The following is a 24,134-nucleotide window of genomic DNA, read 5'->3' as shown; positions in this document are numbered from 1 at the left end:
AGTGGCTGGAGACGCAAACGCAGCTGGATGGCGATGCAGCAAAAGCGATTCTCTCTGACCAGCATGATGCGGTGCTGCCCATTTATCGCCTTTCGCCGAACGATCCGGATGAAGAGAACACCCTGGCGACAGCGGTATTTACGCTGCATACCAAACAAGTTGACTGGCAGATATTTACCTTGAATCGTGATGAGCCAGAATTTAAAGGCACGATTTCCTAAAAACTAATCTGCTATATTGTGAACCCGGTCACCCTGGCCGGGCGCTATTCAAATTAATCCCACTATAGTCGTTAAACATTCCGATTATGGTGGGGTACGAAAATGAATAGAAATAAAAAAGCCACATTCAGCGGTTTAGCATCAAACATAACCATGGCATTATCCTTAGCTGTTTTTTCACTGGCGGGGAGCGCTATGGCAAATGCCGCGGAACATCATCAAATCGCTTTGGTGGGTACCTGGACGTCGATTCCAGATGCCCCATTAGAGCAGAAACCGGATCATCCTAGCGAAGGTTTATATCGCCTCAAGGTGAATGCGGATGGCACTTTAACACCACTTGATGTGGTCAAAATGAAAAGCCCGTCATGGATTGTAAAATCCCAGGATGGCCGCTTTGCCTATACCACCAATGAAGAAAACGCTGGGGCCGTTACCGCACTGTCCATTGATAAAAGCGGTCAGGTGAAAGTGTTAAATGCGGTGGATAGCCATGGGCAACAGCCGACGCACGCCACCATAAGCCCGGATGGTAAGTTCCTGTTTGTCGCTAACTACTCGGTGGCGAAAGGCGGCGCGGGCGTCTCGGTGTTCCCGATTCATCATGACGGTAAACTGGGTGAGCAGGTGCAGCACTTTGCTTTCGACCACGGCACGGGCGCGGTGAAAGGGCGTCAGGATGGCGGTCACGCACACTCGACCACCTTTACCCACGACGGTAAATATCTGTTCGCTGCCGATCTCGGCGGTGACAAGCTCCATGCGTATCGTTATCACGCCAATAAGGCTGAGCCTCTGGAAGCGGATACCGCGCATGACGTGACCTTTACCGAAGGTTCTGGCCCGCGTCATATGGTGTTCTCACCAGATGGCAAACATGCCTACGTCACCACCGAAATGGCCGGTGAGATCGCGGTATTTACAGTGAAAGACGATCATCTGGATCGCAGCAATACCGTGAAGCTGAACAGTGAAACTAACAGTGCTGAATACCGTAGCGGCGGCGGAATTATTCTCAGTCCGAACGGTAAATATGTGATTGCAGCGAATCGTGGTTCAGATAATAAGCTGTTGGTGTTTAAAATTGAGGCGGATGGCCAGTTAGGCAAGCCGGTCAGTTATAAAGCCAACGGCATTGAACCTCGGGCGTTCTCATTTGATGGCAGTGGAAAATATCTCTATGTCACTAACGTGTTCACCAACAATATTTCCCTGTTCCATTTCGATGAAAAGAGCGGTGAGCTGAAAGCAGCGGGCGATGCAGCAAAAATATCCACGCCCACTGATATAAAGTTCTTTAATTAAGCCGTTCGGTGGGCGCATTTTTTGCGCCCACTTCTCCTCGCTATTTTGCCTGCGACATTTCCAGCAGCGCCTCTTCCATTGATGCACCAAACATTTGTCCGTGGGACAGTCCCGGATAAAGTTGATAGCGTGCAGCTGCGCCGTTCTCTGCCATACCTTCGATAGTGGTGCGCACCGCGCGCAATACTTCAGGTTCCGCCGTGTTGCTATCGCTGCGGCGATCGCCATTCCCTTCCATCAAAGTGATCTGCTTATTACTGGCTTTGCGGGTCTGCATCTCACCTAATAGAGAATGGTACCCCTGGCCAATCGACGGGCTGGCTGCGAAATAGCGCGTAAACAGCTGAGAGGAGAGATAGCTGTCGAGTACAAACAATCCGCCGTAAGAGTGGCCCCACAGCGCGCGTTGTTGATGATCGACATGCACACCTTTCTGCGCTGCGGCCAAAATACGTTGCTCTAGCAAGGTGCGGAATGCGCTGCTGCCGCCGCCCTTGCGACCGCGACTAAAAGTGTATCCTGCATCGCCATGCTCTTTGTCAAGCGGGGTGTAATCGTAAGTTCGCGCGTTTACCTCAAACGGCAAAGTGGTTTGATACCCGACCACCACCAGAACCGGAGGGTTGTCTGCCGAGAGTTTTTGCAGCAGCGGATCGGTCAGCCTGTCCATTACCGCATTGCCATCCAGCATCGTGATCAACGGGTAGCCAGATGGCGGAGGCGCTTTATCTGGCACCGCAGTCCAAACTTTGTAATGCCGCTGGCCATCAGCCGAGTCATATTCACTGATGGATAAGTGGTAATAAGCGGAGCCTTTGTCGGCGATATTCGGGCCGAGTGGCGTCATATTCGGGCGTGCAAACGCGCTGGTGGTGACACTGCTGAGCAACAATAGCAGCAGGACAATGGGACGGTTTATCGCTGAAAATCTATAAAGCATTGAAATCCTTATTCTATTGGTTATTGGTACATATCACCTTGCACCATAATGAGAATGATTCTTGATTTCAATTCTTTTTACTGATGGCAGCCTGTTTCAGAAAAGGCTTTTTTGACAGGATGTTGAACCTGACAGGGGGGTCTAACACGAGCTGATGCCAGAAACAGGGCGGCACAAAGCCGCCATTGTACTTACAGCGCCCGACGCTTAGCCCGCTGTGAAAACAGTAGCCATACAGCAATGGACGTTATAATCAGCTCCCAACCCATCTGACTGATGATTGCTTCCATCACGCCATCCAGCGCAGGGGAGATCAGCGTGTTGAGTTGTAACACCGTCGACACTTCGTAACAGCCAATCGCGAAGGCCACCACAATTGAGAGTGATGAAATGGCGAGGGTGTAAGTGAGGCTGCGCAACGGATCGAATTGCGACCAGCGATACAGTTTCAACATCATGACGCCATCTGTGGTATCGATCAGCATCATGCCGGCAGTGAATAAAAGCGGCATCAACATGATGTGCAGCATCGCTTCGCCACCCGCTGCGTGGTTGGCGGACATACCGAAAATCGCCACTTCGGTTGCTGTATCAAAACCAATGCCGAACAGGAAACCGATGAGGAACAAATGATGGCTTTTGCTCACCATGCGAAACAGTGGCGCGCATAGCCGGGTGAGCACGCCGTGGTGATGGCTCTCCTGCGGGACCCGCGTTACATCGCCACGCAGCAACCGCTGACGTTGGCGAAAACATTGCCACAAAGTGCGGGAGTTAGCCCAGGCGAGTAGCAGCAGAAAAGCACCGGAGATCAGTGTGCTAATCATGCCGCCAATCTCTTTCACGCCGGGAAACATCTGCTGCAAAGGTTGCGTGGTCAAAGCGAATATCAGGCAGGCGATCAGCACCACCGAAGCGTGGCCGAGTGAGAACCACATACCTGCGGTAAACGGGCTCTTGCCCTCATTACTCAACTTGCGCGTGGCATTATCAATGGCGGCGATATGATCGGCATCGACGGCGTGGCGCAAACCAAACAGATAGGCTAACAGCGCGACACTCAGCGCGGCCGGTGAATGCTGAAAAGTCATCAACGCCGTACCGATGACCAGCAAATTAAACAGCATGGCGCCACCAATCACCGCAGCGCCTTTTTGCTTATGACTCAGCACCTTCATAAAGACTCCTGAGAATTACCCGACAGCGGCAAAGACGCGCAGCGGTTGGATCAGTGGCTGCGCGGCGTGATGGTCGTGATGATGATGATGATGATGGTCATGATCATGCGGGTGGTCGGGCGGACAGCTGGCGGCAGCGAGATCCACCGGGCTGCCATGGGGCGTGTTGAGGAAAGCCTGGCGCCACTGCTCTTCACGAATCAGCAATTCTGACATCGGAATCAATTGATGTTGTGACAGGATCTTTTCCAGACAGCTCAGCCATTGCCGATAATAGGCGGTATGGGCGCTTTCATCGCTGCGCTGCGGGAAGTCGCGGATCTCCTGGGCAAATTGTTCCACCCATTGTGGCCAGCTAAAATAGCCGCGTTGAGACAGGGCCACCGCGATGACAAACGCATCGGCTTCCCAGGGTTGTGCAAAGGTGGGATCGGCTTCGTTCACCTGAGCAATAATCGCGTTTAACTCATCCATGCGCAGCATCCTCACATCTGCCCTGAATATAGTCGGACCAGACGCTCAGGTGGACGCTGAAATTCTCGCTATTCTCTCCCCCACAAATCGGCGGCAATGAATTTCACCAGGTAGACGTACTGCGGTTTCTCCTATTGCTCTGCGACCAGCGCATCGGGAAATACGCAGGCACCGTAGTTGGCAACAATCACGCCCTTTTTACCACGCGCATAGCGCGGCAGGCGTGTATGACTCAGCGGATTTAAATTATGCGTGATAATACTATCACCCGGTTGATATTGCGGTTCGACCTCAACATCACGATGGTAATTGGGCGGTGTAGTAATTAAATCCAGGTAGCCCTGCGGCGAATAAGTATTCATGTTGTATCCTCAGGCGGAGAGTTCGCTGAGACGCTGCTGCAATTCTTGTTCAGTGAATACGCCGGTTTTACTCATCAACTGCTCAATGGCAAATAACCAGTGTTCGTAATAACTGGATTGCAGATATTCCGTTACGGACATTTTCTCGATTTCATAACGGAAATCATCAAGCACGATTTTTCCGCTCATAAAGAACACCAGCGTGGTGGCGAAAATATCTTTTTCCCATTGGCTGTGAAAATGAGGCTCATCGGCTTCAATCTCGATTGGACCTAAATTCTGCATGCCGCCGCAATCGTGGATATTATTCATGGTGTTTCTCCGCTTAAAGCGTGCGTGTGCCGATCATGGAGTCGCGTGTGACCAATGCGGCCAACTCGCTCTCACTCATGCTTTCACTGTCAGCAGGGGGCTGTGGCAGCACGAAGTAACGAATTTCGGCATTGCTGTCCCATACGCGAATCTACTTATTGGCCGGAATTTCAGTGCCAAATTCTGCTAATACGCCACGGGGGATCAATCACCACACGTGAACGATAGGGTGTCGATTTAAACCAGATGGGCGGCAAGCCCAGCACCGGCCACGGCTAGCAAGAGCAAAGCGTGCACACCACTACGTTGTGCACGCTGTCGGTATTCTCCAGCACGTGCAGGGTAGCGGCTTCAAAGCCGGAGAAGCCAAGTTCATTCACTGCCTCGCGGCCATTCTCGAGCAGGCGCGCTTTGAAGGCGGGATCGCACCAGGCTTTCGCCACCACCTGCGCACCATTGCGGGGTCCGACTTTGGTTTCGAAATAATTAACGATGGTGTCAGTGACCTCCTGACTCAGAAATCCCTTTTCTGCCAACAGGGATTGGATAGCACGGATCTTTAACGCGGCATCCGAAGGTAATACCGAAGGGTCCGACATAATGGCTCCTCAAAAGATTTTTTACTGATGAGATGAATGAGTCTGTGAGAGACGTTAACGCTTCCGGTAATTACATCTTTGTTAATGCTGCCATTCGCTGTGTTTGAGCGGACAGCGCAGTGTTAAAAAATTTAATTGCACCCTTTTGGTGCTGATTGCTTTAATTAAGTGCAGAAAAGTGAGAGGGATAAAATTAATTAAAGGTGGGCGGGATTAAATGCAGTAATACTTCTCATCGCTTTCGCTTCTGCTAGCAGAGAATAAATTTAATTTGAACGGCCACGTGGGTTTTGGCCCGCTTATTGCTAATCTAAAAAACGTGCCCCAATGTTGTGGCCCTTTTCTCGCATTAATGCAGACAGCGCTGTCTGTTTTATCCGCTTATCTCTTCCGGTTCCCGGAATGCTTCATCTCTATTTATTCCAACAACTTCATTGCGAGGGTGCTATGGCTATTAGTCGTCGTTCATTTATTCAGGGATCGGCCGTATCCGCATTGGGTCTGGCTGCAGGGGTTGTACCGAAATTCACCTTAGCCGCTGACAGCAAAGACGCCATCAAAGTGGCGAGCATTCTCGACCTGTCAGGCGGGCTGGATATTTATGGCAAGCCGATGTCCAACGCCATCAATTTAGCCGCAGATGAGATTAATGCAGCAGGGGGATTATTAGGCCGACCACTGCAAATCATCAATTACGACGCGCAATCCAATATGCAACTTTATGCCCAATACGCCCAGCAGGCCGCGCTGAAAGACAAAGTGGCGGTGGTGCACGGCGGCATCACGTCTGCGTCGCGCGAGGTGATTCGTCCTGTATTGGATCGTTTCCGCTCACTCTATTTCTATCCTGCGCAGTACGAAGGTGGCGTCTGCGATCGCAACTACTTCTCTTCAGGCTCAACGCCCGCACAAACCGTGGAGAAACTGGTGCCGTACGCCATGAAGAAGTGGGGCAAGAAAGTCTATGTGCTGGCGGCGGATTACAACTACGGCCAGATTGTTTCGTCATGGGTGAAGAAGTCGGTGCGTGACAACGGTGGTGAAGTGATGACGGTGGAGTTCTTCCCGCTGGATGTCACGGACTTCGGTGCCGCCATTTCAAAAATCCAGAGCGCTAAACCAGACATGGTGTGGTCAGCACTGGTGGGCGGGGCGCACATCTCCTTCTACCGCCAATGGCATGCGGCTGGCATGAGCGGCAAGATTCCCATCGCCTCTACCGTATTCGGCGGCGGCAATGAACACATCATTCTGTCGCCGGAAGAGAGCAACGGCATTCTGGTGGCAGCGAACTACATGCAAGAAATTCCGTCTGCCGAGAACAAAGCCTTTGTCGATAAATTCCATGCGCGTTACGGCGACATGTACATCAGCGATCTGGCGATGGGCGCGTATCAGGGCATGTTGATTTGGGCCGAAGGGGTGCGTAAGGCGGGCGACATCGACCGCATGAAAGTGATCGAGGCGCTGGAGTCGGGCGTCACACTGACCTCGCCAAGCGGTCAGCTGAGTGTCGATCCCACCACGCATCACTGTTCGCTGGACGTGCACATTGCCGAGGTGGAGAACCATCAGATGAAGATTCTGGAAACCTTCACAAACCAGGCACCGGTTGATACCGCCATGGTGTGCGACCTGAAGAAAAATCCACGTGATACCAAACAGTATCAGATTGAGCTGTAACGGGAGGCGCTAATGGATCTGTCGGTTATCTATGGCATCGAAGTGCTGAATGCCATCGCGGTGCTGGTGATCATGAGTCTGGGGCTGGCGGTGGTGTTTGGCATGATGAAAATCGTCAATATGGCGCACGGCGAATTTATGATGCTGGGCGGCTACAGCGCCATTATGGCCACTAACCACTTTGGCGTGCCGATCTGGATCTCCATGCTGGTAGTTGCGCCGATTTGTGTTGGCGTGTTTGGCATGGTGATTGAACGCGTCATTATTCGTCATCTCTACGGCAGGATGATCGACACCATGCTGGCCACCTGGGGGTTGAGTCTGGCGTTGATCGGTGCCGCGACCATGCTGTTTGGCAACACCACGCTGGGCATCAGCTCGCCGCTGCCCAGCGTGAATGTGGGAAGTTACAGCACCAGCGGCTATTCGCTGTTTATGATTGTGTTTGCGCTGTGTCTGGTGGCGGCATTGTGGCTGTTGCTGCGCTTCACCACATTGGGATTGTGCGCACGTGCCACCATGCAGAATGCGCGCATGGCGGCGGCGCTAGGCAGCAATCCCGGTAAAATCTACAGCTTGACCTTCGGTCTGGGAGCCGCGCTCTCCGGATTGGGTGGCGCGCTGCTGGCACCGATCACCGGCGTGATACCGACCATCGGCGTTAGCTTTATTGCCAAAGCCTTTATCACGGTAATCGGCGGGGGCAGCGCCATCATCGCCGGCACGCTGACCTCTTCCACGCTGTTTGGCACCATTTCGCAACTGGTGACCTATCTCTCCACGCCGGTGTTTGGTGCGGTGGCGCTGCTGTTGAGTGCCATTGTGCTGCTGCGACTGCTGCCGCAGGGTATCACCGGGCGCTTCTTCAGGAGATCGCTGTAATGAAACTGTTTTCGGAAAAAGTGCGCATTGTGCTCAGTGCCCTGATGCTGATCCTGCTGGCGTTTTGGCTCGCTGGTGCGATTGAGCTGTACACCTTGCTCTCCATTACGGTGTTTTTAGTGATGGGACTGTTGTCACTCAGCCTGGCGTTTATCTGGGGCTACGGCGGCATCCTCTGTTTTGGTCAGGCGGCATTTTTTGGACTGGGGGCCTATACCTACGCCATTTGCGCCATTAACTGGGGGGATTCCACCTGGGCGGTGGTGATGGCGATTCTCCTGCCCACGCTGTTCTCTCTGCTTCTCGGTTACGTGATCTTCTACGGCGGCGTCAGTGATGTGTACCTCGGCGCGATCACGTTAGCCGTGAGCCTGGTGCTGTTTAACTGGGTAAACTCCACCTCGGGCAGTGAATACCATATCGGCGAAGCGCTGCTGGGTGGGTTCAATGGTATTCCGTCAGTGCCGACACTCAACATGCCATTCCAGCCAGATGCCATTTTGTCACCGGAGGCGATCTTTATGGTGACCGCCGGTGCGTTGGCGCTCTGCTATGCGCTGCTGAAGTTTGTGCTGCTCAGCCGCTTTGGCAAAACGGTGGTGGCCATTCGGGAAAACGAACAGCGCGCAGGACTGCTCGGCTACAACGTGCCGGCACATAAGCTCGTCACCTTTGCCATTGGCGCGGCGATTGCCGGGTTAGCTGGATGCCTGTACGTCAACTGGGGTGCCTTTGTCAGCCCCGGGGTGTTTAGTATCAGTCAGTCGGCACAGATCATCATTTGGGTGATCGTCGGGGGGAGCGGCACGTTGATCGGTCCGGTGATCAGCTGTGTGCTGTTGCAGTGGATGGTGACGCGGCTGGGCGCGCAGCAGACGGTGGATGTCAATCTGGTACTCGGCGTGATTCTGGCAGTGTTTGTGCTGCTGATCCCCGGTGGTATTTTACCGACCCTACAGCGATTTTGGCGGCGTAAACGACCGAAAATGCTGACGGCAACCCGCGCATCGGTGAGTGAGGTGAAACCATGACGGCAACAGTCCTGTTGGAAACCCGCAAAATGGGCGTCAGTTTTGGTGGTGTGCATGCGGTGAAGGAGGTGGATTTCACCCTGCATAAAGGGGAGCTTCGCTGCCTGATCGGCCCGAACGGCGCGGGGAAAAGCACCTTTTTCAAAATGCTCAGTGGTCAGGTAACGCCCACACGCGGTGAATGCCGCTACCGCAATCAAGTGATCTCCGGCAAACGTCCGTGGGATATTGCCCGGCTGGGCATCGGCATCAAAACTCAGGTGCCGAGCGTCTTTGAAGGGTTGAGCGTTCGGGAGAATCTATGGCAGGCGGCAGCCAATAAGCTGGCGAAAGCGGCTCTGTCCGCTGCGATTGATCAGGTATTGCACGACATCGGACTGGAAGATCATCAGGATGCCGTGCTCTCTGAACTGGCGCACGGACAGCGACAGTGGGTGGAGTTAGGGATGATCCTGATTTCTCGTCCGCAACTGGTGTTGCTGGATGAACCCGCCGCAGGCATGACGCATCAGGAAGTGCGCAAAACCGCCCAGCTGATTAAAGCGATCAATCAACAGAGCACCGTGGTGGTGGTGGAGCACGATATGGAGTTCATCAGCATGATCGCGCAGCAGGTCACGGTGTTTAATCAGGGCGCGGTGCTGGCGGAGGGGACTTTCCGCGAGGTGACGCAGAATCCTCTGGTGAAAGAGGCGTATCTCGGCAATCTGGAGATCAAACATGCTTGAAATAAAAGAGATGGTCTCGGGCTACAACAAAATTCCGGTCCTGCACTTGTCCGAGCTGTTTGTCGGAGCCAAATCCTTCACCGGTGTGTTAGGACGCAACGGCATGGGAAAAACCACGCTGCTGCGCACCATCATGGGAGAGCTACCCGCCTGGCAGGGAACAATCGCGCTCAACGGCATTGATATCACGCGCTATCAGGCCCACCAGCGGGCGGCGGCCGGCATCGGTTTTGTGCCGCAAGGGCGGCAGATCTTCCCGCTGCTGACGGTGGAAGAGAACCTGCGCATGGGCTGCGTGAAGCACTTTTCGCGCGCGGGTCAGATCATCGAGCAGATGCTAGAGATTTTCCCGCGCCTGAAACGTTTACTGGCTCAACCGGGCGGGGCGCTCTCGGGCGGCGAGCAGCAACTGCTGGCGTTGGCGCGCTGTCTCTGCGGGCAGCCACAGCTGGTGTTGCTGGATGAACCAACCGAAGGCATTCAACCGAATATCTGTGAGGAGATCATCGAGACGCTGCAGCGGCTGAGGCATGAAATGGATATCTCGATCATTCTGGTAGAGCAGGATATTGAGTTTCTTTATGCGTTATCGGATCGGATCCATGTGATTGAAAAAGGGCAGATTGTGCAGCAGATTGATCCGCGCATCCAGCCCAGTGCCAGTGTGGCGGAGCAGTTTTTAGGGTTTCACGCCTAAATCGTGGAAGCGGGACGGGGTGCATGCCCTGTCTCGCCTGACACAGCACCCGGCAGCAGCAACACAGCATCGATTGCCTGACTCCTCTAACGTGATGCTTCGAACATCAGAATGCACACGGGTGAAACATGAATGAGCCATCTTTGCTGAAAACGCTTGCGGGTGTGCGGTTGCATATTTTCCATCCTGATTCGCAAAGCGTGCGGGCTTTTTGTGCCTCGTTGACGCAAATCGGTTGTCACGCACAACACAGCTGGCCGCCTGTCGCCGGACGTCCGGCTGACGCGCAACTGCTGTTGGTGGCGATTGAAAATCACCACGAGGCGGTATTAACGCCGCTGTTTCGTTCATTGCAACAGCATTACACACCGGTGATTGCCCTGGCGAACTGCCACGATGCGCGCTTGTTTCCGCTGCTAATGAAACTGCAACCCGCTGCCATCGCCGAGCGAGAACTAAACCCCTTTGCCTTGATTGTGCAGATCATCGGCACCTGGCGATCCTCCCAGCAGAATGCCCAGTTGCGGGGTGAACTGCAGGCTCGCCAACAGCGTAAACTGAGGAATGAGCGACTGGCGCAGGCTAAAGGCGTGTTGATGCAGACTTTCGGTCTGGATGAGTCAGGGGCATATCGCTTTATGCGTACCGAAGCGATGAACACGCGCAGCAGCCTGGAATTTACTGCTGAGCGTGTGATCAGTCAGTTGCAGAAAGGGTAAAACAAAACGCCGTTACGCCTCGGTTTGTCTCAGCAGACTGCTCGGGGTGTAACCAAAGGCTTTGCGGAAGGCGAGACTGAAATGCGACATATCGCTAAAGCCGTGATCTAGCGCCACCTGCGTGATGTTGCGCGCTTTACCTTCGGCTAGCGCCTTGCGACACGCCAGCAGGCGCTCCTGCCAGACAAAATTCATCGGCGTGGTGCCGTGTGCAGCAAACACGCGGCTGATGGTGCGCGGTGAAACATGATGGGCATTGGCAATTTGCGCCATGGTCAGGTCCGCTTCCTGCAGATTTTGCCGTAAATAACTCACCACCCGCGAGTAAAGATCCGGTTTTAGTGCGTCATCGCCTTTCTGCAAATTGACACTCACCGAGATCATATTGATCAACGTATTGGCGAACTGTTCCGCGAGAAAGGTGTTCTCACTCTCCGCGTTAAAGACAAATGCCTCTTCCAGTAATTGCTTGAGTGAGGTCATTCCGGGACGACTAAGATCCAGCGTTTTCCCCGCGAGCCGGGCAATCGCTGGTGCCTCTTTTTCAATCATCTGGCGCGGCAAATGCACAATGTTGATGGCCACGTTATCCATGGCGAAATCAAAGGGCGTTGCGGCATCGTAAATCACCACATCCCCTGCGCTCACCCGTGACTGGTTATCGTTTTGCCGCAATGTCCCGATGCCGGAACGAACGTAGCCGAGATAAAAATCATGATTAGGATGGCGGCGAATGCACTCGGTGGTGCGTTGCCACACCAGCGCGGTTTGTGACACGTGGTGTGCAATATCGACATGGCCCAGCATGGAATAACCAAAGCTGCCGGAAAAAGTACCGGCATTAACCTGACGCGCCTCGGCATTAATCAAGCGCGAACAGACGGCATCGCGCCAGGCATCAAAGCGGTGGCGATTATCTAAGTGATCCGTGGTGAACGTTTCTTTCATGGCAACATCCCCTAAACCTGGCGAAAAGGGTGAAATCACAATAAACCAAGCAAGTTTCAGGCCATATCGACATGAAAAGGCCGCACCCGAAATGCAGTGCGGCCAAAATAAGCAGCTTTAGATAGCAGGATGTTTTTTATGCCATTCAGTGACTTGCTGATAAGCCCAGGCGCCCTGAATCATTGCGGTTTCATCGAAATGGGCGGCGACTAACTGGAAACCAATGGGTGCACCGGCGGAAGTCATGCCACATGGCAGGGTGATGGTGGGATGCCCGCTCGCGTCAAATGCACTGGTATAGCGCAATACGCCGTTAAAAAGTGCCTGATCGGTACCAAAACGGGTCATGGTGTCCCAGGTTAATCCGGCATAAGCGGTGGCGGGTGCCAGAATCAAATCCACTTTGCTGAACAGGGCAGAAATATCGCCACGCAGTGCCGCACGGCTCAGCAGCAGGCGCTGATACTCCAGTGCGGTGACCTGATGGCCAAGATCCAGCAGACCAGATAACCCTGGACCGTATTGATCTTTCTGCGCCGGATAGGTCTCTTCATGCGCCAGGGCGGTTTCCACTGCACAGAGCGCACTCCACTCGGCGGCGGCTTTTTCCGTGTCTGGCACAGTGATGTCCACGAAGGTGGCACCCAGCGATGTCAGGGTAGCTATCGCCGATTCCAGCGCGGCACGGGTTTCCGCATCCACCTTCTCTAACGCCCAGCTCGCATCCAATCCGATGCGCATTTTACTGACACCGCGCGTCATTAGAGCCAGATAGTCCGGCACCGGCTCGCTGCTGGAGGTCGGATCTTTATCATCACGCCCGGCAATGGCTTGCAACATCGCAGCGGCATCGCCTGCAGAGCGTGCCATCGGACCGATGTGATCGAGCGACGCCGCCAGCTCACAGGCACCGTGGCGCGTGACGCGACCCCAGGTCGGTTTGATGCCGGTCAGTCCGTTGGCATTTGACGGGAAGCGAATGGAGCCGCCGGTATCGGTGCCAATCGCGCCATAACAGAGTCCAGCCGCAGTAGCGACGCCAGAACCGCTGGAGGAGACACCGGTCCAGAGGGCGCTGCCCCAGGGGTTATTAGGGCGGGTGATTTCCGGATGGTGATCGGCAAAGGCGCTTTCAGTTTGCGTCAGCTTGCCGAGGATCACCGCACCGGCAGCGCGAAAACGATCAACCACCGTGGAGTCTTCCGCCGGATAGTGATCCTTATGGATGATCATGCCGTGGCTGGTGGGCGCATCTTTGGTCCAGATCAGATCTTTTAGGGCAATCGGTACACCGTGCAGCGGGCCACGCAGTTTACCTGCGGCGATTTCCTGATCCGCCTCTGCCGCCTGTTTTAACGCACTGTCGCGCATCACGTAGAAATAGCTGTGTAGATCGCTATCCAGTGTGTCGATGCGCGTTAACAGTGATTCGGTGACCGCTACCGAGGTGATGTCGCCAGACTGAATCAGGCGTCCAATTTCCAGCAAGCTTTTGTAATGCAGGTTGTTCATCGCGACCTTACCTCTGTTGAAGGGGGGCTACCTGTGCGGTAGACAATGTGTTGATCAACAACGTAAATCAGACGCGCGGGTTCGGCTGTGTTTAAGCAGACAGATGCTGTGCCAGAAGTGCCAGCGGTCTATCAGGAGCTGGCGTTAACCGGAGGGGAACGTTAAAGCATGGCGATATGATGCCGATAACCTTCAGGAATAGTTCACAAGAAGGATTATTTTGATGCTAAATGGGATTGGCAGCAGCGTTCTACGCAACCTGATTTCTGCGGGTTCAAGCGTAAATACCACCGCAAACAGCAAGGCAGCACAAAGCCACTTACAGGCTGAAGCGTCCACCAAAGTGACCTTCAGTGAAGCAAGCGAGACCATTGCGGCCATCTATAAAATTGTGCCAGCACAGGTACAGAGTAGCGGCACGATCAGCAGCAATTTACAGGCGCAAATCAACGCGGCAGCGCAGTCTGGCGGCGTTGGTATGAACGGTATCGGCAGTAGTTTGCTCAAGGGCATGGTGCAGAGTGGTGACAATGTCACGTTAAGCGTGCCCGCAACCTCATCAGCCAACGGTACCAGCAACAGTCAGAGCGCGGTGGCGCTCACCGTGACCACACAATCGGGGATTGAGGTGAGTCTGCAAATGACACGCCAGCAGGGCGGACTGGTGGTGGAGCTGAATACCAGTGGGGGTAAACTCAACAGTGATGAGGCTACAGCCATCAGTCAGCTCTCCGACGGTTTGCAAAAAGCGCTGGACGGTTTGGACGCAGAGACAACGCAGCTAGATATCAGCAACCTGATGAAGTTTGATAACTCGCAGTTGCAAAGCGTCGATTTGAAGACCGATCTGCGCAATGGCGACAACGTGAAGCAGTCCCTCAACCTTCACGCAGATGATAAAGAGCGCTGGCTCGGTTTTCACAACGGGGATGTCAGTATCAAGCTCGATACGGATGTGTCAAAGCTGACTCAGGCAGGCAGCGCCGAACAGCAGGCCGCCGCACTCGATCAGTGGTCTGCCAAATTTGATCAGGCCGCAACGCGTGGGCACGGCGATCGCGACATGCTGAATCTCTTCAAAGCCAGCTTCCGGGCGCTGAATACCACGCAAGGACAGGCAAGCCACAGCGTGAATACCCAGCGAGTGATCTCCATTGATGCTAATGCCGCTAAAAACAGTGCCATTAGTGGATTGGCCGATTTTTCCGCCAGCTATCAGCAGACGCCGCGTTCTGATAATCCTTATAAAACGGAGGAGCAGGACACTTTCTCTTTAGACGTCGCGCAGCAAACCCGCTCGCAACAGCACACTGATACCCAGGATTTGACACAGGATACGCTGTTCAAACTCAAAGCCAGTTTCCACACCGCACTGGATTCAGACGGGGCAGCGAAACTGACGGCACTTAAGTCATCTCAAAATTACCGCTATCATCTGATTGACGATAAAGAGCGTAGCCAGACCGTGGTTTCGCAGAACAAAAAAGGTGAGCTGGCTGCGCAGACCACGCAGCAACTCACTCAGCATGAAACGGTGAAAAGCTATCAGCAAGCCAAGCTTATCGATAGCGTGGAGATCCCGCACAGCGAGAAAAATGTCTCTTCACAGAATTACGCCCGCGCACTGTTTGAGCCCGAAAATTAAACAGGATCCCCCGTACAATCCTGATACGGGGACACTGGCCCGCTGAAAAACCTGCGCGTCATTATGGTCGAGCTCGCGGTAGCAGGCGGCCTTCAGGCCGCACACCTCAGCGAATCTCTAATTCTGCCAGCGCGGCCAATAGCGCATCGACTTTCGGTAACAGCTGCTTGCGGCGTGGCCATATCAGCGTCAGAGCCAATCCATCGGGCTGTTGCTCCGGCAAGATAATCTCCAGTTCACCGCGCGCCAGTGGCTCGCGCACCAGCCAGGATGGCATCTGCGCCACGCCTAATCCGCCACACAGCGCCTGGACTTGTGCATCGACATCACCCAGTGCCATCCGGTGTGGCACATTGCGCCAGTGCGGGTGACCATCTGAAGTGGTGAACAGCCATGGCTTGCTGCTGCCATCCACGCGTTCATACATGATGGCCTGATGTTGTAATAGCTCGCTTTCATTGTGAGGACGTCCATGGCGCGCCAGATAATCGGGTGCAGCGCAAAACACCATGCGCTCGCGACCCATCTGACGGCAGCCAAGCGAGGCCGGTACGTCCGGCGATCCGCCAATGCGTACTGCGACATCGATCCCCTCATCAAACAGATCGATAAAGCGATCGGAGAAGGTGAGATTGAGTTCGAGTTCCGGGTGCTGCTGACAAAATGGAATCAGCACCGGCATGACGCCCAGCCGGCCATAGGTATTGGGCACGGCGACGCGTAATCGTCCTGAGGGAATGGTGCGCTGTGCTGCCAGTACCGCTTCGGCTTCGGCCAGCTCCTCCATAATGCGCAGGCAGGTTTGATAATAGGCGTTGCCTGCATCGGTGAGCTTCAGACTGCGCGTGGTGCGTTCCAGCAAGCGTGAGCCGAGTCGCGTCTCAAGTCGCGTGACGCTTTTACTGACGGCCGAACCGGTCAGGTGTAAACGTTCTGCCGCCGCTGCGAAACTGCCGCTTTCGACGCTGGCCACAAAGGGAACGATATCTTTCAGGCGTTGATCGTGCATCTATTCGTGAATCCAGGTTATGAATGATGTGAATTAAAGCCAGAGATAGGAATTGAATTCTCTATTAGGCTAATGATTACCGAAACCGAGGAGAATTGAAATGCAAAAGCAGGCGTTAATTGTCGGCATTAGCGGTGTGATTGGGCGTGCGCTGGCGGAAAAACTGCAAAGTGAAGGATGGCAGGTGACCGGATTGTCACGCGGGCGCGGCGCTATCCCCGAAGGGTGCCGCAGTCTGACCGCAGATCTGACCGATGCTGATGCGGTCAGCACTGCACTGTCACAAGAGAAGCCTGATGCGGTGTTCTTTAGCGTCTGGGCGCGTCAGGAGAACGAAAAAGAGAACATTCGCGTGAACGGCGGCATGGTGCGTAATGTGATTGAAGCGCTGGGTGAGCGCCTGAACGGTGCGCACGTGGCGCTGGTGACCGGGCTGAAACACTATCTGGGTCCATTTGAGGCGTATGGCAAAGGAGCTGTGCCGGTGACGCCGTTCCGTGAAGAACAGGGACGCCAGCCGGTCGATAACTTCTACTATGCGCAGGAAGATGAAATCTTTGCCGGTGCCGAGCAATATGGCTATCGCTGGAGCGTGCATCGCCCGCACACCATCATCGGTTATGCAGTGGGCAACGCCATGAACATGGGGCAGACGCTGGCGGTGTATGCCACGCTGTGTCGCGAGAAAGGCTGGCCATTTATCTTTCCTGGCTCGCCGGAACAGTGGAACGGTATTGCGGATGTGACCGACGCCGGTTTGCTGGCGGAGCAGCTGCTGTGGGCAGCGACGGCGGATGAAGCAGCCAATCAGGACTTCAACGCGGTCAACGGCGATGTATTCCGTTGGAACTGGCTGTGGCCGCGACTGGCCGCTTACTTTAACGTTGAAGCCGCCGCGTATCCTGCACAGATGATGCCTCTGGAAGGGCGCATGCAACAGGCCGCAGACGCATGGCGTGAAATTGCCGCGCGCGAACAGCTGCAAGAGGCGGACGTTAATAAGCTGGCTTCGTGGTGGCACACCGATGCGGACCTTGGGCGTCCAATGGAAGCATTCACCGACATGAGCAAAAGCCGCAAAGCGGGATTCATCGGCTATCGTTCCACGCTGGATTCGTTTATTGCGCTGTTTGATCGGCTGAAAGCGGAGAAGGTGATTCCGCAGTAGCTTTTTTTCATCGTGACCGGTTATCCAGGTGCGCATCAATGCGCACCTTCATGAACAACAACTCATAATATTTTGGGGCTGTAATATCCGACATGAGGTATCCGAGCCCTTTAGTCCAACAAATCTTCCCTGTCTTCCCGTTCCCGTATTTTACGCATTACAGGCCGGACGTCGTTACTCAGGTATTCCATGGTGGTGAGAAACACCATGCGTTGCTTATCAAAATTCTTGCGATAAAACATAAAGCGTAGACCGGGTGCACAGACCAGTAATTCAACACCTTCGTCCATAAGCGTTTCAATATTTGATTCTGTGGTGTCGCGAGTGAAGCGCCAGTTCAATTGGCGTTTATCGATCGCCTTCTGCACTGCGGCGATATATTTATCTTCGCGAAAATAGGCAAACAATCCGCCACTCACTCCGAATCCCGGTGTTCTTAACAATGTTGGACTGGGCATGTAGATAAATACGATTTTTTTCATCGACGATTATTCCTTAATCTTGATGGATGAACATGCTAGCAGAAGCCTAATAAAGGATTCTTTACGCTAAACTGGCGCTATCTTGTTGATAAAATGAGAATGATTCTCAACAACAGGAGGTTGTTATGTTTAAGGTCATACCCATCATTCTCACTCTGGCATTATCAGGTTGCACCACTTCATCCGCCAATAAAGCACAGCCTAAAGCCCTGCGAATGGATAAGCCTGAATATCCTTTTTATGCTGCAAAGAATCATATCGAAGGAAAGGTGCAATTTTTTTATGATGTCGATGCGCAAGGGAAGGTCAGTGAAATGCGCATTGAGCAATCCACACCCGACCATCTGTTTGATGACGCGGTTATAAGAGCGGTGAACAAATGGCGATTTGAAAAAGGCCATCCCGCTAAAAATATTCCAATGAAAGTGGTGATGCGCGTGAGTCCTCCGCCTAATATCAGTGATTCGATGTTGTGATGGGTGAGTGATCTTAGAGCGCCTAAGGTGTGGTGAGAAAAGCATACTGATTTCGAACCGTGTCTGCCCTGAAATGAAGTGACAGCCATCCTGCGATGGCTGTTTGTATGCCGCATCTAAACCTGGGTCAATCCACCATCAACGCAGATCTCAGCACCCGCGATGTAACTGCTTTCATCACTGGCAAGGAACAACGCAGCATTCGCCACCTCTTCCGGTTGTGCCATTCTGCCGAGCGGTATGGCGCTGGTGAGTCCATTTCGAACCTGTTCTGAAGCTGCTGCCATCATTTCAGTATCCACAGGGCCGGGTGCGACCACATTGACGCGGATACCGCGTGCGGCGAGTTCACGGGTCCAGGTGCGGGCAAAGGAGCGCAGAGCGGCTTTGCTGGCAGAGTAAACACCATAGCCTTCCGTGCCAATCACATCCGCAATCGAGCCAATCAGAACCACGCTCGCACCCGGTTTCAGCAGGGGCAACGCAGCTTGTAAGGCAAAGAGCGGCGAGCGCACGTTAAGTCCGAAAATCTGCTCGTAGTGAGACTCACTGATCTCGTCTAACCGGGCGTATTCCGACATACCCGCATTGATCACCAACACATCCAAATGGCCTGACGTGCTTTTGATGGTGTCCATAATATCGGCCAGCTCTTCGTTCTGACTAACATCGGCGCGTAATGGCTTCGCGATGCCGGATATCTTGCGGCTGGAAGTAGCTAATTCTTCTTCACGACGGGAGGTAAACCAGGTGGTTGCTCCTTCGCTGGCGAAACGCTGGCTGATCGCCAAACCGATACCTTTTGCGCCGCCCAGTACCACGGCAACTTTGTTTTCTAATCTGCTCATCTGCAATGCTCCTTTAAGAGTGGAACCCAGATGATATAAAAACTATACTTGATATCAATTACGCACTTAGTTTATATCAGATATATACGGGTATATCGCCATGAATGAGAAAACTGACAAGCCTTTGATTGATATCGGTAAAACCCGACCTGTTTTGGAAAACATCACCAATAAATGGTCGATATTAATTCTCACCGTGCTTTGCACACAGCCCTCAAGGTTCAATGAGATTCGCCGCAGACTGGAGGGGATTACCCATAAAGCACTGGCGGATGCGCTCAAACGTCTGGAGCGCAATGGTCTTGTGAACCGTAAAGTGCTACCAACTTCGCCGGTGAGCGTGGAATACAGCATCACACCTTTAGCGCAGACGCTGCAGCAGCCCTTTATGTCCCTGGCGAGTTGGGCGATGGAGTACGGCCCGGTGATGGAACAGGCTCAAGCCGCTTACGACATTGCTCGTAATGAAGAAAAGAAGGTGGCGGAAGAAGCCTAATGGTTGGGTTTTAATTAGATGAACTCAGAAAGACGGGCAGCGCGATATTTTACACTTCATGCGCTGCCGTTTTACTCACCTTTATTTTTACCTGTTTATATAACAGGGACGGATAATGCTGAGACTTTTTCTTTAGCCTCAGCAATCAAAATAATCCCCTGCAAGGATTCATCAGGATGAACACTCCATATTTTACTTTCGGGGATGCAAATGCCGTCATAACGTATTTTGGTGCCGTCGTAGGGATAAAATTTACCTTCGTTTGTATCTAAAACAAAAACCTGCAACAGACGAGACTTCTGCGCAATGTGTTTCCAAAGTGCTTTTCCGCCTTCATAGTGGTGATGATCACTCATCAGCGTGATATTTTGATGCACCACCAAGGTTTCATACATGCGGGTTGCAAGACCAAAACCTTGCATGATCTCTTGTACCACAACCCCTTCAACCTGCAGCGCGGCAGCATCCTGCCAGAATGACTTTACGCTGAGCCCATCAAAATGTTCAACGCGAATCAGTTCCAACGTAGCAATGACGCGATGACGTAAATCGTTCTCAATTAATGCTGGACCAGCATCGACGACTGCTGAAAAAGGTGTTTTTCGATCATAGATAATCCAGTAAGTAGAACTACCCATTTCAAACTCATCAATAATCTCAAAACGTCGTTGTAATGTATTGGGGCTGTATGACATTGGCATTATGGCCATATTTGAATCCCCCTTGTTAAGCACTGGCATGTGTATTCCTTCACTTGATTGCCTCTCTCCATTAATTAACTTAACACATGAAAGGATAGGGATGAGGTGGATTTAATGAGAGCCAGACTCCTGTTTTCTATTTTAATAGGGAGAATGACATCCTTTTATTACCTCAACCCAATCTTACCCAGCGACGACCAAGCAGCACTGTCATAACGATAATCACCGCAATGGCGGCTAGATGCATGACAAAATCCATCGGATGCAGATGCACCGGATGGCAAAACGCCAGCATGGTGACGGCCATGCAGGATATGCCCAGTCCGGCCATCGCCAGGCTGCGTACCGGATGGAGTGCACGTGTCTTGCGTAAACTGGCAATCATCAGCAGCATCATCGGTGTGCTCACCACTAACAGGAAGGTAAAACAGCGCGTGCTGTCATTATCATGTGCCTCCACTACGGCGTGCGGGATACTGCTCAGGCTCAATCCCAACCACAATAAACCCAGCGTCAGCAGCACTTTCCAACTGACACTGCGGCGGCCAGGGATGCTCATGTTGAACGCATTACGAATCGCGAACAAACCGAGAACAAACGCCAGCGCCAACTGGATGAGTGCGCGCATCGCACCGGGTTGTGACCAATCGGTTAGCGTACGCTGGACCAGAAAACTGGCGACGATGCCGCAGGGCAGTGCCAGTAGCAGCCACATTAAGACACGCCAATAAGTCGGCCGCATCGGTTGAACGGGCTGCATGTCGCGGCTGAGTTTTTCAATTAACAGGTCATGGTTATTCATGGTGTGCTCCAAAGCGACGCAGATTGCTCAGCGCGCGATGCAGCAGCGACTTCACCGCTGCCACACTTAAATTGTTATGTTCTGCCGCTTCCGTCAGGCTCATTTCGCGCAAGTGAACATGTTCGACAATCTCGCGCTGGCGCGAGGGAAGCTGGCGCAGATAGCCAGCCAGTTCCTCTTGTGTATCCAGCGATGGTGCCTCTGGCGCAATGGCAGCTTCAGTTAGCGTTTCTTCGTGGACTTCCCATTGCTGATGGCGTCCGCGTCGCCGCAGGGCATCCACGGCGCGAGCGGAGATGATGGCCATCAGCCAGGGTAAGAACGGGTAGGCAGGATCATAGGTGTGACGCACCCGATGCACTGTTAACAGCACATCCTGAATCACATCTTCCACTAATGCCTGGTCGGTGAGTTGTTGGCGTATTTGTCCGCGTATCACCGGCACTAGCGCTTTGAGCAGTCGGGTGTAAGCGAGCTGATCGCCCGCCTGCGCCTGTTCCATTAGCGCGGGCCAACTTTCGCGCGCGCTATCACTTGCTTGCATAATCCGCCTTGAAACAATTACGCCTTGGTGCTGGCCGCTTGCAGCGCATTCACCACAATGCTCGGTGTCAGCACTTGCGGTAGCACTTTTGGCGGCCCGCCATCGGCGGGGTAAACCAGATACATCGGCAGTCCGCCCTGACCAAACTCGCTCATGGCGTCATCGACATCGGGATTAAACTTGGTGGAGTCCGCCACCATATACACCGTACCGGTTTTTGCCAACGCGTCTTTAACTACCTGCGTCGAAAGGGAGGTTTTTTCATTTACCTGACAAGTGATGCACCATGATGCTGTGAAATCGACAAAGATGGCTTTGCCATGTCCGCGCTGCGATGCAACGGCCTGCGGCGTCCACTTCTCTTTGGTGAGCTGGCTGGCTACCTGGTCACCTGCCAGCGCTGCGCCCGGTTGAATTAACTGCGGCAGTGGGGCCAGCACGGCGATAACCAATACGGCGGTCACGGCGAACAGCACTTTATGGCCTTTACCGGCAAAGCGGCGATGTTGCGCCATCCCATATAGCCAGCCCGCGAATGCTACAACCACTGAGGCTGCTAACAGTGTAGCCAATGCCGCGCTGCCTGCCTGTTGCGCGAGCACCCACACCAGCCAGGCATAAGCGCCAAACATTGGGAAGGCTAAACCGCGCTTCAGTACATCCATCCATGCGCCTGGACGAGGCAAGAATCTCGCCAGCTGAGGGAAAAGAGAAATCAGTGTGAAAGGCGCTGCGAAACCGAGTGCCAGGGCGAAGAAGATCACCAGCGCCACAGCAGGGGGTTGCACCAGGGCATAGCCGATCGCACTAGCCATAAACGGTGCCGCACAAGGGGTGGCAACCAAAATTGCCAATACGCCAGTGAGTGCAGAACGTAAGAAGGCGCCGCGATTGATTTCAACGGATCCAACACGTTGTACCGACAGGCCCACTTCAAATACGCCAAGCAGATTGAGCGCAGCGGCGAGGATCACCAGTGACAGCAGTGCAATCACCAGGGGGGACTGTAACTGGAATCCCCAGCCTACAGCAGCACCGCCTGCACGCGCGGCCAGCAAAATACCCGCCAGCGCCATCATGGTAACGATCACGCCCAGTAAAAAGCCTAAACCTTCACGACGCGCGTTGGCGGCATTGTCAGTGTGGCGCAACAGGCCGAGCGCTTTAAGGGAGATGACCGGAAAGACGCAGGGCATTAAGTTCAGAATGATGCCGCCAATAAAGGCGGCCAGCATGGCGGTTAACATCGCTGGCCTCTTTGCTTAGTTAGTTTGCGGATGTGCAGCGTCGTACTGCTTCACGGCGGCGAGGGCTTTCTCAATGTGCGTATCCGGGTTTCTATCAGTGTAACTCAGCAGGATGTCGCCATTAGGCGCAATCACATAAGAGGTGCGATCGGAAAGGGTTTTGCCTTTCATCTGCATGGTGGTTTGATACTGAGCGGCCACTTTAGCACCTGGGTCGGCGGCAACAGCGAATTTATCACGGCACTCCAGTTTAGAGAAATCGCTCACCTGATCGGTATTGCCTGCAGTCACACCAATAACTGTGGCGTGCATTTTGGTGAAGTTGTCGGTGGCTTCGGCGAAGTCATGCGCTTCAATCGTACAGCCCGCACTGAATGCGGCCGGGAAGAAGTAAAGCACCACTGGCCCTTTTTGCAGCGCTTTTTGCAGCGAGAAGGTCAATGGTTTGCCAGCTAATGCACCTTGCAGTTCGAAATTTGGTGCCTTTGCACCAACCGGCAGCGCGGCGCTGGCGTTAAAAGCGGTGGCAGAGAGGCCCAATGCGGCGGTGATGCTCAGAGTACAAACGAGGGTTTTAAACGATTTCATTATCTGCTCCTGCGATGTAAGGGAGGTCCGGTTTTAGTGACTCAATACATCAGTTCGCTGGAGGGGGCGGAAAGGTTTCGGTGCCAGTAAAAAAAAGTTAAATTAGCGACGCAATGTGACTCATGGAAAAAGAGGCTAAGAGAGATGAATCGGAATTATTTCAGTAAAATCATTTTGTTAATTGGGTTATCTTGCTCGGCCACCGCGCTGGCGGCACCTGTCATTGATAGCGATGTGGCTTCCCTGATCAATCAACGCCTGTCCTATATGAAGGATGTGGCCGGTTATAAAGCCGCCAATCATCTTGCGATTGAAGATTTGCCTCAAGAAGAAAAAGTGCTGGCTAGTGCTGTGCTGCAAGCCGAAAAGCTGGGCTTAGCGGGCGAGTCTGTTAAACCCTTTGTGCAGGCTCAGATGGATGCAGCAAAAGCGATTCAATATCGCTATCGCGCAGATTGGCTCTCCACACCTGAACAAGGTTGGCAGCCTTTGCCGCTGGATCAGGTCAGAAGCAAAATTAATGTGCTGAGCGCCAGC

General features: G+C 53.4%; 28 protein-coding genes and 2 pseudogenes. 13 read left to right on the top strand and 17 right to left on the bottom strand.

From position 1 onward, the window contains the following. Positions 1-221, top strand: a pseudogene (locus RT340_RS11935) (carcinine hydrolase/isopenicillin-N N-acyltransferase family protein); the annotation flags it as partial. A gap of 195 nt (positions 222-416) precedes the next feature. Further along, complete coding sequence (locus RT340_RS11930) at positions 417-1,526, top strand: lactonase family protein (RefSeq protein WP_211729707.1); 1,110 nt, start codon at positions 417-419, stop codon at positions 1,524-1,526. A 40-nt stretch (positions 1,527-1,566) separates the two neighbouring features. On the opposite strand, the gene RT340_RS11925 is transcribed toward RT340_RS11930, so the two are convergent. The 7 genes and pseudogenes from RT340_RS11925 to RT340_RS11900 all read right to left on the bottom strand — a co-directional run bounded on the left by RT340_RS11925 (position 1,567) and on the right by RT340_RS11900 (position 5,391). Next, entirely contained in the window at positions 1,567-2,466 is a 900-nt protein-coding gene (locus RT340_RS11925) for an alpha/beta hydrolase (protein ID WP_211729706.1), read from the bottom strand. A gap of 191 nt (positions 2,467-2,657) precedes the next feature. Further along, positions 2,658-3,644 carry a HoxN/HupN/NixA family nickel/cobalt transporter gene (locus tag RT340_RS11920; protein WP_211729705.1) on the bottom strand — a complete coding sequence of 329 codons (987 nt, stop codon included), beginning with the start codon at positions 3,642-3,644 and terminating at the stop codon, positions 2,658-2,660. Between the two features lie 15 nt (positions 3,645-3,659). Next, entirely contained in the window at positions 3,660-4,118 is a 459-nt protein-coding gene (locus RT340_RS11915; RefSeq protein WP_176505786.1) for a nitrile hydratase accessory protein, read from the bottom strand. Positions 4,119-4,249: 131 nt separating this feature from the next. Continuing rightward, a complete protein-coding gene (locus tag RT340_RS22605) occupies positions 4,250-4,480 on the bottom strand; it encodes an SH3-like domain-containing protein (RefSeq protein WP_097118869.1) in 231 nt (76 codons plus the stop codon). Positions 4,481-4,489: 9 nt separating this feature from the next. Beyond that, positions 4,490-4,792 carry an SH3-like domain-containing protein gene (locus RT340_RS22600; protein ID WP_097118870.1) on the bottom strand — a complete coding sequence of 101 codons (303 nt, stop codon included), beginning with the start codon at positions 4,790-4,792 and terminating at the stop codon, positions 4,490-4,492. Between the two features lie 13 nt (positions 4,793-4,805). Further along, positions 4,806-4,904 (bottom strand): nitrile hydratase subunit alpha, encoded by a 99-nt coding sequence (locus RT340_RS11905; RefSeq protein WP_313376149.1) that lies wholly within the window; start codon positions 4,902-4,904, stop codon positions 4,806-4,808. 58 nt (positions 4,905-4,962) lie between these two features. Next, positions 4,963-5,391 (bottom strand): annotated as a pseudogene (locus RT340_RS11900) (nitrile hydratase subunit alpha). Between the two features lie 447 nt (positions 5,392-5,838). On the opposite strand from RT340_RS11900, the gene RT340_RS11895 reads away from it, so the two are divergent. From RT340_RS11895 to RT340_RS11870, 6 genes are all read left to right on the top strand, one after another. Next, the gene (locus RT340_RS11895; RefSeq protein WP_211729704.1) at positions 5,839-7,074 is read left to right on the top strand and encodes an ABC transporter substrate-binding protein; all 1,236 of its coding nucleotides are present in this window, start codon (positions 5,839-5,841) and stop codon (positions 7,072-7,074) included. Positions 7,075-7,086: 12 nt separating this feature from the next. Next, the gene (locus tag RT340_RS11890) at positions 7,087-7,956 is read left to right on the top strand and encodes a branched-chain amino acid ABC transporter permease (protein WP_058960259.1); all 870 of its coding nucleotides are present in this window, start codon (positions 7,087-7,089) and stop codon (positions 7,954-7,956) included. Then, the gene (locus tag RT340_RS11885; RefSeq protein WP_313376146.1) at positions 7,956-8,987 is read left to right on the top strand and encodes a branched-chain amino acid ABC transporter permease; all 1,032 of its coding nucleotides are present in this window, start codon (positions 7,956-7,958) and stop codon (positions 8,985-8,987) included. The genes RT340_RS11890 and RT340_RS11885 overlap by 1 nt, the downstream gene beginning before the upstream one ends. Beyond that, entirely contained in the window at positions 8,984-9,715 is a 732-nt protein-coding gene (locus RT340_RS11880) for an ATP-binding cassette domain-containing protein (RefSeq protein WP_211729703.1), read from the top strand. The genes RT340_RS11885 and RT340_RS11880 overlap by 4 nt, the downstream gene beginning before the upstream one ends. After that, positions 9,708-10,412: an ABC transporter ATP-binding protein gene (locus RT340_RS11875; RefSeq protein WP_097118875.1), complete on the top strand. Its 705-nt coding sequence runs from the start codon at positions 9,708-9,710 to the stop codon at positions 10,410-10,412. The genes RT340_RS11880 and RT340_RS11875 overlap by 8 nt, the downstream gene beginning before the upstream one ends. 128 nt (positions 10,413-10,540) lie before the next feature. Beyond that, the gene (locus RT340_RS11870; RefSeq protein ID WP_211729702.1) at positions 10,541-11,131 is read left to right on the top strand and encodes an ANTAR domain-containing response regulator; all 591 of its coding nucleotides are present in this window, start codon (positions 10,541-10,543) and stop codon (positions 11,129-11,131) included. 12 nt (positions 11,132-11,143) lie between these two features. Here the strand turns inward: RT340_RS11870 and RT340_RS11865 are convergent, their stop codons facing one another. Both RT340_RS11865 and RT340_RS11860 read right to left on the bottom strand, forming a co-directional pair. Continuing rightward, positions 11,144-12,079: a helix-turn-helix domain-containing protein gene (locus tag RT340_RS11865; protein ID WP_097118877.1), complete on the bottom strand. Its 936-nt coding sequence runs from the start codon at positions 12,077-12,079 to the stop codon at positions 11,144-11,146. A 117-nt stretch (positions 12,080-12,196) separates the two neighbouring features. Continuing rightward, positions 12,197-13,591 (bottom strand): amidase, encoded by a 1,395-nt coding sequence (locus RT340_RS11860; RefSeq protein WP_211729701.1) that lies wholly within the window; start codon positions 13,589-13,591, stop codon positions 12,197-12,199. Between the two features lie 223 nt (positions 13,592-13,814). Here RT340_RS11860 and RT340_RS11855 point away from each other — a divergent pair, with 223 nt between their 5' ends. Further along, a complete protein-coding gene (locus RT340_RS11855; RefSeq protein ID WP_211729700.1) occupies positions 13,815-15,236 on the top strand; it encodes a hypothetical protein in 1,422 nt (473 codons plus the stop codon). A gap of 106 nt (positions 15,237-15,342) precedes the next feature. On the opposite strand, the gene RT340_RS11850 is transcribed toward RT340_RS11855, so the two are convergent. After that, complete coding sequence (locus tag RT340_RS11850; RefSeq protein ID WP_211729699.1) at positions 15,343-16,245, bottom strand: LysR family transcriptional regulator; 903 nt, start codon at positions 16,243-16,245, stop codon at positions 15,343-15,345. Positions 16,246-16,345: 100 nt separating this feature from the next. On the opposite strand from RT340_RS11850, the gene RT340_RS11845 reads away from it, so the two are divergent. Then, positions 16,346-17,413, top strand: coding sequence for an SDR family oxidoreductase (locus RT340_RS11845; RefSeq protein ID WP_211729698.1), 1,068 nt, complete (start codon positions 16,346-16,348; stop codon positions 17,411-17,413). Between the two features lie 110 nt (positions 17,414-17,523). On the opposite strand, the gene RT340_RS11840 is transcribed toward RT340_RS11845, so the two are convergent. Beyond that, positions 17,524-17,895: a hypothetical protein gene (locus RT340_RS11840; RefSeq protein ID WP_211729697.1), complete on the bottom strand. Its 372-nt coding sequence runs from the start codon at positions 17,893-17,895 to the stop codon at positions 17,524-17,526. Between the two features lie 125 nt (positions 17,896-18,020). Here RT340_RS11840 and RT340_RS11835 point away from each other — a divergent pair, with 125 nt between their 5' ends. Continuing rightward, positions 18,021-18,371, top strand: coding sequence for a TonB family protein (locus tag RT340_RS11835; RefSeq protein ID WP_211729696.1), 351 nt, complete (start codon positions 18,021-18,023; stop codon positions 18,369-18,371). Between the two features lie 116 nt (positions 18,372-18,487). Here RT340_RS11835 and RT340_RS11830 read toward each other — a convergent pair whose 3' ends face one another. After that, entirely contained in the window at positions 18,488-19,219 is a 732-nt protein-coding gene (locus tag RT340_RS11830; RefSeq protein ID WP_211729695.1) for an SDR family NAD(P)-dependent oxidoreductase, read from the bottom strand. Positions 19,220-19,319: 100 nt separating this feature from the next. Here RT340_RS11830 and RT340_RS11825 point away from each other — a divergent pair, with 100 nt between their 5' ends. Beyond that, positions 19,320-19,715, top strand: a complete 396-nt coding sequence (locus RT340_RS11825) for a helix-turn-helix domain-containing protein (RefSeq protein ID WP_211729694.1) — start codon at positions 19,320-19,322, stop codon at positions 19,713-19,715. Positions 19,716-19,810: 95 nt separating this feature from the next. On the opposite strand, the gene RT340_RS11820 is transcribed toward RT340_RS11825, so the two are convergent. The 5 genes from RT340_RS11820 to RT340_RS11800 all read right to left on the bottom strand — a co-directional run bounded on the left by RT340_RS11820 (position 19,811) and on the right by RT340_RS11800 (position 23,597). Continuing rightward, a complete protein-coding gene (locus tag RT340_RS11820; RefSeq protein WP_097118886.1) occupies positions 19,811-20,455 on the bottom strand; it encodes a hypothetical protein in 645 nt (214 codons plus the stop codon). A gap of 133 nt (positions 20,456-20,588) precedes the next feature. After that, positions 20,589-21,218 carry an NrsF family protein gene (locus RT340_RS11815; protein WP_313376138.1) on the bottom strand — a complete coding sequence of 210 codons (630 nt, stop codon included), beginning with the start codon at positions 21,216-21,218 and terminating at the stop codon, positions 20,589-20,591. Continuing rightward, entirely contained in the window at positions 21,211-21,762 is a 552-nt protein-coding gene (locus RT340_RS11810; RefSeq protein WP_200574849.1) for a sigma-70 family RNA polymerase sigma factor, read from the bottom strand. Before RT340_RS11810 ends, RT340_RS11815 begins: the two co-directional genes overlap by 8 nt. A 17-nt stretch (positions 21,763-21,779) precedes the next feature. After that, positions 21,780-23,009 (bottom strand): protein-disulfide reductase DsbD family protein, encoded by a 1,230-nt coding sequence (locus RT340_RS11805; RefSeq protein ID WP_211729692.1) that lies wholly within the window; start codon positions 23,007-23,009, stop codon positions 21,780-21,782. 15 nt (positions 23,010-23,024) lie between these two features. Further along, positions 23,025-23,597, bottom strand: a complete 573-nt coding sequence (locus RT340_RS11800) for a peroxiredoxin (protein ID WP_058960236.1) — start codon at positions 23,595-23,597, stop codon at positions 23,025-23,027. A gap of 144 nt (positions 23,598-23,741) precedes the next feature. Here RT340_RS11800 and RT340_RS11795 point away from each other — a divergent pair. Next, the coding region (locus RT340_RS11795) for a chorismate mutase (protein WP_313376130.1) at positions 23,742-24,134 on the top strand (393 nt) is incomplete at its 3' end.

It is taken from the genome of Pantoea sp. CTOTU50773, from assembly GCF_032082325.1.
In the GTDB taxonomy this organism is placed as follows: Bacteria; Pseudomonadota; Gammaproteobacteria; order Enterobacterales; family Enterobacteriaceae; genus Pantoea; species Pantoea communis.
Note: the sequence above shows the minus strand (reverse complement) of the source record. Positions and strands in the feature narration are given on the sequence as shown.